Below are 13,140 nucleotides of genomic sequence, written 5' to 3' on the forward strand. Positions count from 1 at the left end.
CGCCGGCGCCAGGCGCTGCCGCTGCCGCTGCCGTCTCAGGCGATCATGAACTCCCGCGGCTCCAGCGCCCGACCGACGATCCGGACGTCCCCGATCGAGCCGACGAACACCTGGTCGAGCACGCCGCCGTAGCGGTACCCGCCGAGCAGCCAGGGCTTGCCGATGGTGCTCAGCCCCCGGTTCCGCGTCGACGGGTTCCGCACCACGGGGCACCCGTCGACGTACAGCACGGTGTGGGTCCGGTCGTTCACCACGGCGACGTGCCACCACTGTCCGAGGGGCAGCTCGTGGCCCCAGTTCGTGAGCGCCCCGTCCTGGCTCGCCGGGTAGACGCACCACTGCAGCTCGCGATCGCCGGACAGGCTGAGCGTCACCGCGGGTTCGTCCGGGTCGCCGTCGCCGGACCGGGCCTTGCCGACCTGTCCCGCACTCGAGTACTGGGACAGCAGCGCGCTGAACCCGTTCGCGCTCGGGTCGAACGTGGTCGGCAGTGAGAAGAACGCCTCCACCGTGTACCCGTGGGCGAAGTGTTCGGCGTTGAGCGGTGCGGCGTCGACGGTCTGCAGGTGCTGACCGCCGGGCTTGCCGCCCTGCAGCACCAGGCTGCCGGCGCCCGGTTGGTCAGGGTGGTGTGCCGTCGACCAGCGCAGCGCGCCGGCGACCGCGCCGGGCCGCGCGGCGACCACCAGGTCGTTCCCGTGGCCGCTCTGGTCGCGCACCCGGCTGGACGACGCCAGCGTCGTGCCGTCGGCGTTGCCGTCGAACCGCCAGTACGCGAGCGTCCCCGGCACGAGCATGCGTGCCGCCGGACGGGAGGCCCGTGGTGCGACCGGCGCGAACCCCGCGAACCGTGCGTCGAAGTCGATGGCCATCGTGAACCGGTCGACGTCGCCGCTGAGTCGGAGCTCCTGCGCGGCCAGCTCGTTCGTGTCGTCGAGTCCGCCGCCGAGCAGGAACGGCGACAGCGTCTCGACGTCGATGACGTTCCGCTCCAGGTCGACGTGGTACAGCCGGATCATGGCCGCGCCGCCGTAGTAGCGGTTCTGGTAGTTCGTCAGGTGCAGTGCGACGTCGTGCCCGGCGGCGTTCTGCTTCGTGGTGCGCCCCGGGCCCCAGTAGTGCCCGTTGAGGGTGAGGAACACCTGGTCGTGCTGCGCGATGAAGGCGTCCCAGAGCTGCTGCCCGTAGGCGTCGAACGCGGCACCTCCGGTCGGGTCCGAGTCGACGAGCGTGTGGGTCGTGAGGATCACCGGCGCGTGCGGTCGGGCGGCGAGCACCGAGCTGGCCCAGGCGAGGCCGCCGGCGCTGGTGTGCCAGTCCAGCGCCAGCACGACCCACTCGCGGCCGCCCGCCGTGAACCGGTGCGCGCTGTTGTACCCGTCCGGGCTCGACCCGATCCAGCTGGACGAGCGTCGGAACCGCTGCGGGCCGAACACGTCCAGGTACGCCGTCCGACCACGCTGGTCGTCCGTCGACGAGTCGATGTCGTGGTTGCCGGCGAGCACGCTGTACGGCGCCCCCGCCCGGTCGAGCACGTCGAAGACCGAGCCGGCCGCCTGCACCTCGGACGCCGCACCGTTCTGCGTCAGGTCGCCGAGGTGCACGAGGAACACCGTGTTGTGCCGGGACTGCTCGCGGACCACGTACTCGAGCGACGCACGCATCGGCGCCTCGTCCACCGCGGCGCCGTCGAACATGTACTGCGTGTCCGGCATCACCGCGACGGTGAAGCGGGGCGACGTGGTGTCCGGCTTCCAGCGCCCGGTGTGCCCGGTGTGCGCCGCGGATGCGACCGACTGCGCCGCGTGCGCTGCCGCACCGGGTACCGCCAGCGAAGTACCGGTCAGGGGCTCTGCGACGGCCGGCGCACTGCCGAGTCCGTTGACGGCGGCGAGGCCGGCGGCACCGGCCAGGCCCGAGCCGACGAGGAAGCCGCGGCGCGAGACGGGGGTGCGATCGGGGTCACGAGGAGTGTTCTGCACAGTCCCGGACGGTAGCCACCGGCGGGGAACACCTCGGGGCCGTCCGGTGAACGCCAGGCGAGCCGGACCCGCCAGTCCGGTGGAGACCGGTGAGGACCCCTACAGCTTCTCGATCGGGGCGATCTTGATGAGGAGCTTCTTCCGCCCGGCGGTGTCGAACGCGATCTCGGCGATCCGCTTCGCGCCCTGGCCGGTCACCGCCGAGACGGTCCCCTGCCCGAAGTCGACGTGTGAGATCCGGTCGCCGGCGACGAGTTCCATGTCCCCGTTGTCGCGGACCTGCCCCGAGACGCGGTTCGCCCACTCGGTCTTCGGACGGGTCTTCGCCGCCGCAGCAGCGCGGTCGTAGGACCCGCCGCCCCAGCCGCCACCGCCGCGGTAGCCGCCACCACCGCCACCGCCTGCGCCGCCGAACCCGCCGGCGCTGCCGCCGTCACGTCGGGCGTTGATCGCGCGGGGCTGCGTGCCACCGCGGCTGTTCGCCATGCCGGGCGACTGCTTCCACTCGATGAGGCCCTCGGGGATCTCCTGCAGGAAGCGCGACGGCATCGCCACGTTGACGTCACCGAACTGCGCCCGGGTCATCGCGAGCGACAGGAACAGGACCTTCTTGGCGCGGGTGATGCCGACGTAGAACAGGCGACGCTCTTCCGAGGGGCCGCCCGGCTCGTTCGCCGACATCCGGTGCGGCAGCAGGTCCTCTTCGACACCGGTCAGGAACACGGCGTCGTACTCCAGGCCCTTCGCGGTGTGCAGGGTCATCAGGGACACCGTGCCGGACGAGTCGTCGAGCTCGTCGGCCGCAGCCACCAGCGAGACCTCGGTCAGGAAGTCGGACAGCGTGCCCTCGGGGTTGTTCTTCTGGAACTCCCGCGTCACGGCCACGAGTTCGTCGATGTTGTCCGCACGGGCGGCGTCCTGCGCGTCCGGCGACTTCCGGAGCTGTTCGAGCAGCCCCGACCCGTCGAGCAGCTGGGTCAGCGTGTCGACCACGGGCTGGTCGGCGGCCTTGGCGGAGACGTCGTCGAGCAGCGCGGCGAACGAGGTGATCGCCGTCCGGACCTTGGGCCCGAAGCCGAGCTCGTCCGCGTGCCGCAGGGCTTCCCGCAGCGAGACCTCGTGGTCGTCGGCGTAGCGCTGCAGGCTGGTCTCGGTCACGGCGCCGATGCCGCGCTTCGGCACGTTCAGGATGCGCCGGAGCGACAGCGGGTCGGCCGGGTTCGCGACGGTGATCAGGTACGCCATGGCGTCCTTGATCTCGGCACGCTCGTAGAACTTCGTGCCGCCGAGCACCCGGTACGGGATCGCGGCGCGGATGAAGATCTCCTCCAGCGCACGGGTCTGGGAGTTCGTCCGGTAGAACACCGCCATGTCGCGGTAGTCCATGCCGTCCTCGTGCAGACGCTGGATCTCGTCCGCGACGAACTGGGCTTCGTCGTGGCCGGTGTAACCGGTGAAGCCGACGATCTTCTCGCCCGCGCCGACGTCGGTGAACAGGCTCTTCGCCTGCCGGTCGAAGTTGTTCGCGATGACGGCGTTCGCTGCGTCGAGGATGTTCTGCGTCGAGCGGTAGTTCTGCTCGAGCAGGATGACCTTCGAGTTCGGGAAGTCCCGCTCGAACTCGACGATGTTGCGGATGTCCGCGCCACGGAAGGCGTAGATCGACTGGTCGGAGTCGCCGACCACGGTCAGGGATGCCGGGGCGATCGTGCCGTCGGTCTCGCGCATCCGGGCGACGTGCTGGCCGGAGTCCTCGAGCTTGTCGACCTGCTCCACCGGCACCGGGCGAGTGAGCTCGCGGATCAGGGAGTACTGCGCGTGGTTCGTGTCCTGGTACTCGTCGACCAGGATGTACCGGAACCGCCGCTGGTAGAGCGCCGCGACGTCCGGGAAGGCGCGGAACAGGAAGACCGTCTGCCCGATGAGGTCGTCGAAGTCGAACGCGTTCGCCCGGCGCAGGTCGTTCGTGTACCGACGGAACACCTCGGTGAACATGACCTCTTGCGGGTCGCTCGCGTTGATGTTGCGTGCGTAGGTGTCGATGTCCTGCAGCTCGTTCTTGAGCTTCGAGATCTTCGACGCCGCCGCCCCGACGGTCAGCCCCAGGGTGTCCGCCTCAAGGTCCTTGATGATCCGCTTCAGCAGCGCCCGCGAGTCCGCCGAGTCGTAGATGGTGAACGACTGCGGGAACCCGAACCGTTCGGCTTCGCGCCGGAGGATCCGCACGCACGCCGAGTGGAACGTCGAGATCCACATGCCCTCGGCCGCCTGCCCGACGAGTGCCTGGACCCGCTCGCGCATCTCGGCCGCGGCCTTGTTCGTGAACGTGATCGCCAGGATCTGCGACGGCCAGGCTTCGCGGTTCGCCAGGAGCAGCGCGATGCGGCGGGTGAGCACGCTCGTCTTGCCCGAGCCGGCACCGGCGACGATGAGCAGGGACTCGCCGCGGTACTCGACGGCTTCCTTCTGCTGGGGGTTCAGGCCCGCGGTGAACGGGTCCTGGTAGGCGCGGTCACCGGCACCCGTGCCGTCGGTGCGGCCGGGCGTGGGGTCGGAGGGGTCGAGCACGATCGTCATGTCCGAGACAGTCTAGGCGCGACCCCCGACGTCCGATCAGGCCCGGTCGGACCGTTCCGCGGCGAGCGATCGGGCCCGCACCGCGAGGTCCGCGTGGTCCGCGAACACCCCGTCGACGCCCGTGCGGAGGACCGAGGTGAACCACCGTTCCCAGTCACCGAGCGCCGCCAGCTCGCCGCCACGACGGAGCGCCGCGGGCAGGAACCGGTTCTCCGGCCGCAGCGTCCACGTGTAGACCGCCAGGCCGACCGCGTGCGCCCGGTCGACCACGTCACTCCGCACCGGACCGGGGTCGTCGACGGCGCGGGTGTCGACGCCGGCCATCAGGGTCGGCAGGTCGACGCTGATGCCGTGGAACTCGGTCGCGAGCCGCGCGAGCGCGGCGTCCGTCCGCTCGGCGGCGTAGGTCGTGGCGGCGGAACCGTCGGCGGTGACCTCGTCCGCGGCCGCACCACGGGCCTCCTGGAGGTACACCAGCCGACCACCGGTCCCGTGTTCGGCGACCTGGCGGAGGACGCCCTTCTCGAACGACTCGACGGTCAGCCGGTCGTCGCCGCGCCACCCGGCCGTGCCGAGCACGTCGTCGAGCAGCGATGCCATCGGGAACCCCGCCGCCGCGAACGCACTGGCGTGCTTCACCTCGGCGACCAGGCCCACCGGTCGCGGGGCGGCGTCCAGGATCGCGAGCAGGTCCTCCAGGCGCAGGACCGTGTCCTCGCCGTCGTGCTGCCGGGAGGCGCGGCGCAGCTCCGGCAGGCGCTCACGGGTCCGCAGCGTGCGCACCTCGTCCCACGTGAAGTCCTCGGTGAACCAGCCGGTGAGCCGGTGCCCGTCGATCGTCTTCGTGGTGCGGCGGTCGCGGAACTCCGGTCGGTCGGCGACGTCGGTCGTGCCGGAGACCTCGTTCTCGTGCCGGAGGACCAGGACCCCGTCCTTCGTCGGCACCAGGTCCGGCTCGATGGCGTCGGCGCCGAGCTCGATCGCGAGTTCGTAGGCACTGCGGGAGTGCTCGGGGCGGTACCCGGAGGCTCCACGGTGGGCGATGACGAGCGGCTGCATGTCGGCGACGATACGGAGCGCGGGTGAACACGGTGTCCACCCGCCCCGGCGTCGTCGCGGACGTTCAGCGAGCGTGCGGAGTTCCCACGGTGGACCGACAGCGACCGTCAATAGGCTCGCGCGCAGGAGCACGGACGCCGGTTCCGCTTCCCGCGGATCCCCAGCCATCGGACCCTGACGGCCCGTAGGCTGTGAGGACACGAAGGAACGGCACCGCCGCACTCCGTCACGAGCCCACGATCCGATGCCACCCGGGTACCGGATCCACGACTCCACACCAGAGGAAATCAGAGGACACCATGGCCTTCAAGCCCGGTTTCGACCAGTCCCCCGCCTTCAACGACGCGGGCCGGAACGCATGGGGCGCCGGCTCGAACGCACCGCAGGGCGCCTACCCGCAGCAGGGCTACCCGCAGCAGGGGTACCCGCAGGCCCCGTCCGGCCAGACCGGCTGGGGTCAGGCGCCGCAGCAGCCCGGCATGTCGCCGGACCAGCTCCGTGACATGTACGACCGCCCCTCGGCCGACAAGGTCGACACCGGCCGTATGTCGTACGAGGACACGATCGTCAAGACGCTCCTGGCGTTCGGCGTGCTCATCGTCGGTTCGGTCGCCGGCTGGAACCTGCCGCCGGTCGTCTGGATCGTCGGCGCGATCGTCGGTTTCGTCCTCGCCCTGGTGAACACCTTCAAGAAGAAGCCGTCGCCGGCACTCGTGCTGGCGTACGCCTTCTTCGAGGGCCTGTTCGTCGGTGGCATCTCGGCCATGTACAACACGATGTGGGACGGCATCGTCACGCAGGCGGTGTTCGGCACCCTCGGTGTCTTCGCCGTCACGCTGCTGCTGTTCTCGTCCGGCAAGGTCCGTGCGACGCCGAAGCTGACCCGGTTCTTCCTGGTCGCGATGGTCGGCTACATGGCGTTCTCGCTCGTCAACATCGTGCTGATGCTCACCGGTGTGACCCAGAGCGCGTTCGGTCTGCTCGGCGTCACGCTGTTCGGCATCCCGCTGGGCGTCCTGATCGGCATCTTCGTGGTGCTGATGGCGGCGTACTCGCTGATCCTCGACTTCGACCAGATCAAGACTGGTGTCGAGCGTGGCGCCCCCCGCGTCTACGCGTGGACGGCGGCCTTCGGGCTCATCGTCACGCTGGTCTGGCTCTACCTCGAGATCCTGCGCATCCTGGCGATCCTCGCGAGCAGCTCCCGCAACTAGCGTTCCCACCTGAAGGGCCCCGGCTTCCGCCGGGGCCCTTCATCGTGCGCGCCCGCCGGGTGCTGCGCGCCCCGAGCGGTGCGGCCCGGCCGGTGCGGCCCGAACGGTCACGACACCCCGCTCACCTCCGCCGAGCGGTCACCAACTGTCGCTCAACACCGGCGAGAACGACGATTCGTGACCAGTCGGCGGAACGGGGCCGGGCGCGGCAGCCAGCCCCGCGCCAGCTCCACGCGGCCGTCCCGCGGGCCCGAGCGGTCACGACACCCCGCTCACCTCCGCCGGGCGGTCACGAACGGTCGCTCAGCACCGGCGAGAACGACGACGTGTGACCAGTCGGCGGAACGGGGCCGGGCGCGGCAGACGGGCTCGACCCGCGCCTCCCGTCCGGCACGCCCACCCGCCGAGGTCGCACGACCTGCCGCAGCCCCTTCGCCGGGGTCGCGCAACCGGCCGCCGGCCGGACGCCCGAGCGGCAGAACGTGCGACCTCGAGCGCACCAGTCGCGTCTCCCGCACGCCGGCCCCCTCCGCCGCCAGGTCGCACGACCTGCCGCAGCCGTTTCGCCGGGGTCGCACGAACTGCCGTCAGCGAGCCGGCCCGGCGGCAGAACGCGCGACCTCGGCGCGCCGAACCCGGCAAGACGCGACCTCGGCGCGCCGAACCCGGGAGGACGCGCGACCCCGGCGCGCGGGACCCGGCAGAACGCGCGACCCCGGCGCGCGGGCGGGCGACGGGCGGGAGGCCCGGGCCGGCCCCGCAGGACGAGCGAGGGCCCGGCACGCAGTCGCGTACCGGGCCCTCGGGCGTCAGGAGTGTGTCACTCCCACTCGATCGTCCCCGGCGGCTTCGACGTGACGTCGAGCACGACCCGGTTGACGTCGCGCACCTCGTTCGTGATGCGGTTCGAGATCTTCGCGAGCACGTCGTACGGCAGGCGCGTCCAGTCCGCGGTCATGGCGTCCTCGGAGGACACCGGACGGAGCACGATCGGGTGCCCGTAGGTGCGGCCGTCGCCCTGGACCCCGACCGAGCGGACGTCGGCGAGCAGGACGACCGGGCATTGCCAGATCTCGTCGTCGAGGCCGGCTGCGGTGAGCTCGGCGCGGGCGATGGCGTCGGCGGCACGCAGGATCTCGAGACGCTCGGCGGTGACTTCACCGACGATGCGGATGCCGAGGCCCGGGCCGGGGAACGGCTGGCGTCCGACGATGACCTCGGGCAGCCCGAGCTCGCGACCGACCGCACGGACCTCGTCCTTGAACAGGGTGCGCAGCGGCTCGACCAGCTCGAACGTCATGTCGTCGGGCAGTCCGCCGACGTTGTGGTGCGACTTGATGTTCGCGGTGCCCGACCCGCCGCCGGACTCGACGACGTCCGGGTACAGGGTGCCCTGCACGAGGAACTTCACCTCGGCGTCACCGTCCGAGGCGCGGGCTTCGAGGACGAGCGCTTCCGCCGCGGCCTCGAAGGTGCGGATGAACTCGCGGCCGATGATCTTGCGCTTCTGCTCGGGGTCGCTGACACCGGCGAGGGCGTCCAGGAACTGCTCCCGGGCGTCGACCGTGACCAGGCGCACACCGGTCGAGGCGACGTAGTCCTCTTCGACCTGCTTGCGCTCGTCGGCGCGGAGGAGCCCGTGGTCGACGAAGACGCAGGTGAGCTGGTCCCCGACGGCCTTGTGCACGAGGGCTGCGGCGACGGCGGAGTCGACTCCACCGGAGAGCCCGGCGATCACGCGCGACGACCCGATCTGTGCACGGATGCGCTCGACCTGCTCCTCGATCACGTTCGCCGAGTTCCAGTCACCCGGCAGTCCGGCGGCGCGGTGCAGGAAGTTCTCGAGCACGGCCTGGCCGAACGCGGAGTGCTTGACCTCGGGGTGCCACTGCACGCCGTACAGCTTGCGCTCGTCGGAGGCGAAGGCGGCGACCGGGGTCGACTCGCTCGACGCCAGGACCTCGAAGCCCTCGGGAGCCTTCGACACCGCGTCGCCGTGCGACATCCACGTGGTCTGCGCTGCGGGCTGGCCGCCGAGCAGGACACTGTCGGTGCCGCTGACGGTGACCGCGGTGGCGCCGTACTCGCGGAGGCCGGTGTTCGCGACCTCGCCACCGAGCGACTTCGCCATGGCCTGGAAGCCGTAGCAGATGCCGAGCACCGGGACACCGAGGTCCAGGATCTCGCCATCCAGGGACGGTGCGCCGTCCTCGTAGACGGAGGACGGGCCTCCCGACAGGACGATCGCCGCCGGGTTCTTCTCACGGATCTCCGCTGCGGTGACCGAGTGGGGGACGATCTCGCTGTAGACGTTGGCCTCGCGGACACGTCGTGCGATCAACTGCGCGTACTGCGCGCCGAAGTCGACGACGAGGACGGGACGCTGTTCGGTCTCGCTCACCGAGCGCTCTCCTTCTCCCGCGACTGCTGCGCGGTCAGCTCGTGGTAGGTGGTCAGTGCGGTCTGCTGCATGCGGTGCTCGACCACGAAGGACATGAACGGGATCACGCCGCCAAGGGCGATGAGCAGGAAGCGCGACGGCCGCCAGCGCATGATGCTCCAGAGGCGGAAGTCCGCGAACAGGTAGACGACGTACAGCCACCCGTGCGCGATGAGGATCGCGATCGACAGGTTGAACGTGCCGGGTGCTTCGCCCGCGGTGCCGTTCGGGACGAAGAACGCGCCACCGCCGAGCTGCATCTCACGCTGGATCGGGGTGTACTTGATGACGACCTCGACGACCAGGGCGAGCAGGAGCACGCCGGTGACGTACGCGGAGATGCGGTAGAACCGCACGGCCCCCGGGATCTTGGGGATGTCGCGGGTCCGGACGGTCAGAGCCATGTGGTCGATCCTACCGGCGACCCGGCTCGGCCCGGGCGTCGTCCGTCGGGACCACGGGCTCGTCCACAGGCTCGGCGTCGTCGTCCACAGGATCGGCGCCAGCTGCCTCGGCGGCCTCGCGCGCCTCGTCCTGTTCGCGCTCCCACGCGTCCTTGACGAAGCGGTACCAGAGGAAGACGGCGAACCCGGCGAACACGACCCACTCGACCGCGTAAAACAGGTTCAGCCAGTCGAACTGGACCTCCCGCGTTGGGGCCCGGTCGGCGATGGTGCCGAGGTCGGCGGCGTCCGCGGTGGTCCGGTCGGCGACGACGTACCCGCCGTACATCCGGTCGTCGAACGCCTTCCACGTGTTCACGAACCGGGCCGGGGCGACGGCCGAGTACTCGTGCTGCTCGAACGTGTCCTGGTCCGGCGACTCCGCCGGGTAGTACCGACCGCGGATGGTCATCGACGCGTCGTCGACCAGGCGGTCACCACCGGCGACCGCGGCGGAACGCTGGTCGGACCAGCCGATCACGACCGGGAGGCTCGCCCCCGTCGCGTCGTCGACCAGATGCCCGACGGTCTGGTACTTCCCACCCCCGCTGCGGCCGGTGAGGACCGTCGTGTCACCGGCGACGAAGCGCCCCGAGACCGTGATCTTCTGCCCGGCGAGCGTGGACCCGACCGGCTTCTCCGGCGTGGTGACGTCGTCGAGGGTCTTCCGCGTCTCGGTCGAGGCCGGGAGCGGCTTGCCGTTCTCGATGCTGCGCTCGAGCTGCCACTTGCCGAGTGCGGCGAACACGCCTGCCAGCAGGATCGCCAGCAGCAGCAGGGCGATCCACTTCGGTCGTCGGGCAACGGCCCACATCTGAATCAGTACTCCGGATCACGTACGCGGGCCGGGCGCTCGGGACGCTCGGCGGGGACCTCGATCGACGACGTGCTCGCGCTCACGGGTTCCGGGATGGCCGGGTCCTCGCGCGACGGCGTCGTCTCCGGTGCACCATTGTCGCGCTCTTCCCTGCCCGCAGCCTCCACGAGGGCGATCTCCTCGGCGAACTTCGCGTCCCGCTCGGCCTTGCGCGCCGCGGCGGCCTGCGCGGCGGCGAGTTCCCGGCCGCGGAGCTTCCGCACCCGACCCGGACGGAGCACGAGCTTGCCGATGCGGTCGGAGTTCACGGCGAGCAGCGGACCCAACACGGCCATCACCAGGACGTAGAGGCCCGCGAACGCGGTGATCCGTGCCTCCAGTCCGGCGGCCGCCGACAGGGTCGCGAGGATCAGCGCGAACTCGCCACGGTTCACCAGGATCACGGCGGTGTTGATGCCCTGCTGGACGCTCAACCCGTTCATCCGGGCCACGAGCTGTCCGGCGACGGCGTTGAGCACGACGGTCATGCCGATCGCGCCGGCGACCGGCCAGAGCACCTCGCCGAAGGTCGAGACGTCGAGGCCGAGCCCGAAGTTGACGAAGAAGAACGCCGCGAAGACGTCACGCATCGGCAGGGCCAGCTGCTCGATGCGGTCCCGGTAGCGGGTGGCACCGCAGAGCAGACCGATGACGAACGCACCGATGGCGTCGGTCACGCCGAGCAGGTCGCCGATGCCGCCGAACATCACCGCGAGGCCGAAGAACAGGATCGTGAAGAGCTCGTCGTCGCGGGTCGCGAAGATCTTCGAGACCTGCTTGCCGCCCCAGCGCGCCAGGCTGAACATGACGATGAGGAACCCGAACGCCAGCCCGAGTTTGCCGATCACGGCCCACAGGTTCGTGTCGCCGGAGAGCACGACGGAGACGATCGCCAGGTACACGGCGATGAAGACGTCCTCGATCACGGTGACGCCGAGGATCATCGGGGTCTCGTCGTTGGCCAGGCGCCGGAGCTCGATGAGCAGCTTCGTCACGATCGCGCTCGACGACGTCGCCGTCATGCCCGCGATGATCAGGGCTTCGCGCGTTCCCCAGCCGAGCGAGAACCCGAAGGCGAACCCGACGCCCATGTTGATCGCGACGTAGGTGCCACCGGAGACCAGGAGCTTGCCGGCGTTGCCGTAGAACTCCTCCTGGTCGAACTCCAACCCGAGGTTGAACAGCAGCAGGATGAGACCGAACGTCGCGATCAGCTCGATCGTGTGCGACTCGACGCTCAGGCCGATCCACGGGGTGTGCGGGCTCGCGATGAGCCCGACCACCATGTAGACCGGGATCGCCGGCAGACCGATGGTCTTGCCGAGCCGCCCGAGGACGTAGGCGATGAGGAACAGGCCGCCGATGGTCAGCAGCTCACCACCCAGGTGCATGCCCTAGCTCCGGGGCGGCGCCTCGGCAGCGGCCGCTGCCAACTGACCGCTGCGGTAGAAGGAGAACGCCTTCGCGACCTTCTCCGGCGCACCCGCGACGACGATCGTGTCCCCGGGGAACACGACGAAGTCCGACGAGGGAGCCGGGTTGGCGCTGTCGCCACGGACCACCGCGACGACGGTCAGGCCGATGAAGCCGGAGTCGTGCAGGTCGCCGAGGGGCTTGCCCGCGATGGCGTCGTCGTAGTCGACGCTGAACCAGTCGATGGAGAGCCCGGGGATCTCGTCGAGCTTGTCGAGGCCCTCGGTGATCCGGGTGCCGCCGAGGAGTTCGGCGAGGGTGTGCGCTTCGTCTTCACTGAGGCGGAGCGAGACCTTCTCGGACTTGTCCGCGCCGTCGGCGACGTCCGCGAACGAGATGAGGTCGGAGTGACCCGACCGGTGCGTGATGACACCACACTTGCCACCGTCGTCGGTGTAGAAGCTGTGCAGCACGCCGACGCCGGGGAGTTTGACGCGATGGACGTCGACCATGATGGCTCCCTTTCCCAGGACTCCCATGCTAACCACCGGGAGGGCCGCGCCATTCCGTTCTCCACAGGTCATCCCGCCGGTGGACGCGCCGTTCCACCGGCGCCTGGAGGATGGCGGCATGAGCGCCCCGACCGCCAGCACCACCCGCACCGTCGTGGCCGTCACCGGAGCGATCGTGGTGGCGGCCTACGCGGCACTCCTCGCGCTCGACCAACTCGTCCTCGACCCGCTCACCCTGGTACCGGGGACGTCGCTGACACGGATCTCCGGGGAGGTCGCGGCACACGGCAACGCGGTGGTCCCGGACGTCGTCGGCGTGCTCGTCATCGCCGGCATCGGCATCGCGCTCGGCATCGGAGTGGCAGCGGCCGGACTCCGAAGGGTCCTGCCGACGCACGTCATCGCCGTCCTGCACCTCGGCGTGCTCGTCCTCGGGGCGCTCGCGACGTTCCCGACGTCGTTCCTGTTCGTCATGGACGTCCTCGATTCGTTCCCGACGACGCACGACCACTCGCCGTGGATGCGCGTGCTGTGGCTGACGAGCCTCCTGTCGCTCGTCGCCATCCCGGCGGTCCTGTTCGGCGAGATGGTGCGGACACTCCACGGGAGCAGGAGGCCGCAGGACGCAACCCCGGCGGCGTGAC

Annotated in this window: 10 protein-coding genes; 2 read left to right on the top strand and 8 right to left on the bottom strand. The window is 70.4% G+C overall.

The features are described 5' to 3' along the window. Nucleotides 1–35: 35 nt before the first annotated feature. From DEI97_RS15635 to DEI97_RS15645, 3 genes are all read right to left on the bottom strand, one after another. Complete coding sequence (locus tag DEI97_RS15635; protein WP_220039170.1) at nucleotides 36–1,982, bottom strand: LamG-like jellyroll fold domain-containing protein; 1,947 nt, start codon at nucleotides 1,980–1,982, stop codon at nucleotides 36–38. A 99-nt stretch (nucleotides 1,983–2,081) separates the two neighbouring features. After that, the gene (locus tag DEI97_RS15640) at nucleotides 2,082–4,559 is read right to left on the bottom strand and encodes an ATP-dependent helicase (protein ID WP_111073882.1); all 2,478 of its coding nucleotides are present in this window, start codon (nucleotides 4,557–4,559) and stop codon (nucleotides 2,082–2,084) included. A gap of 36 nt (nucleotides 4,560–4,595) precedes the next feature. Continuing rightward, entirely contained in the window at nucleotides 4,596–5,618 is a 1,023-nt protein-coding gene (locus DEI97_RS15645) for a glycerophosphodiester phosphodiesterase family protein (protein ID WP_111073883.1), read from the bottom strand. Between the two features lie 299 nt (nucleotides 5,619–5,917). On the opposite strand from DEI97_RS15645, the gene DEI97_RS15650 reads away from it, so the two are divergent. Further along, a complete protein-coding gene (locus DEI97_RS15650; RefSeq protein WP_111073884.1) occupies nucleotides 5,918–6,832 on the top strand; it encodes a Bax inhibitor-1/YccA family protein in 915 nt (304 codons plus the stop codon). Between the two features lie 820 nt (nucleotides 6,833–7,652). Here the strand turns inward: DEI97_RS15650 and guaA are convergent. The 5 genes from guaA to DEI97_RS15675 are packed head-to-tail and all read right to left on the bottom strand — an operon-like array spanning nucleotide 7,653 to nucleotide 12,496. Then, entirely contained in the window at nucleotides 7,653–9,233 is a 1,581-nt protein-coding gene (gene guaA / locus DEI97_RS15655) for a glutamine-hydrolyzing GMP synthase (RefSeq protein WP_111073885.1), read from the bottom strand. Next, on the bottom strand, nucleotides 9,230–9,676 hold the full coding sequence (locus DEI97_RS15660; RefSeq protein ID WP_111073886.1) for a DUF3817 domain-containing protein: 447 nt from the start codon (nucleotides 9,674–9,676) through the stop codon (nucleotides 9,230–9,232). The genes guaA and DEI97_RS15660 overlap by 4 nt, the downstream gene beginning before the upstream one ends. 10 nt (nucleotides 9,677–9,686) lie before the next feature. After that, nucleotides 9,687–10,529 carry an SURF1 family cytochrome oxidase biogenesis protein gene (locus DEI97_RS15665; protein WP_111073887.1) on the bottom strand — a complete coding sequence of 281 codons (843 nt, stop codon included), beginning with the start codon at nucleotides 10,527–10,529 and terminating at the stop codon, nucleotides 9,687–9,689. Between the two features lie 5 nt (nucleotides 10,530–10,534). Further along, complete coding sequence (locus tag DEI97_RS15670) at nucleotides 10,535–11,962, bottom strand: cation:proton antiporter (protein WP_111073888.1); 1,428 nt, start codon at nucleotides 11,960–11,962, stop codon at nucleotides 10,535–10,537. A 3-nt stretch (nucleotides 11,963–11,965) separates the two neighbouring features. Continuing rightward, nucleotides 11,966–12,496, bottom strand: a complete 531-nt coding sequence (locus DEI97_RS15675; protein WP_110903510.1) for a cation:proton antiporter regulatory subunit — start codon at nucleotides 12,494–12,496, stop codon at nucleotides 11,966–11,968. Nucleotides 12,497–12,614: 118 nt separating this feature from the next. Here DEI97_RS15675 and DEI97_RS15680 point away from each other — a divergent pair, with 118 nt between their 5' ends. Continuing rightward, nucleotides 12,615–13,139 carry a hypothetical protein gene (locus tag DEI97_RS15680; RefSeq protein WP_111073889.1) on the top strand — a complete coding sequence of 175 codons (525 nt, stop codon included), beginning with the start codon at nucleotides 12,615–12,617 and terminating at the stop codon, nucleotides 13,137–13,139. Nucleotide 13,140 lies beyond the last annotated feature (1 nt).

Origin of the sequence: Curtobacterium sp. MCLR17_032, assembly GCF_003234795.2 — a bacterium.
Taxonomy (GTDB): Bacteria; Actinomycetota; Actinomycetes; order Actinomycetales; family Microbacteriaceae; genus Curtobacterium.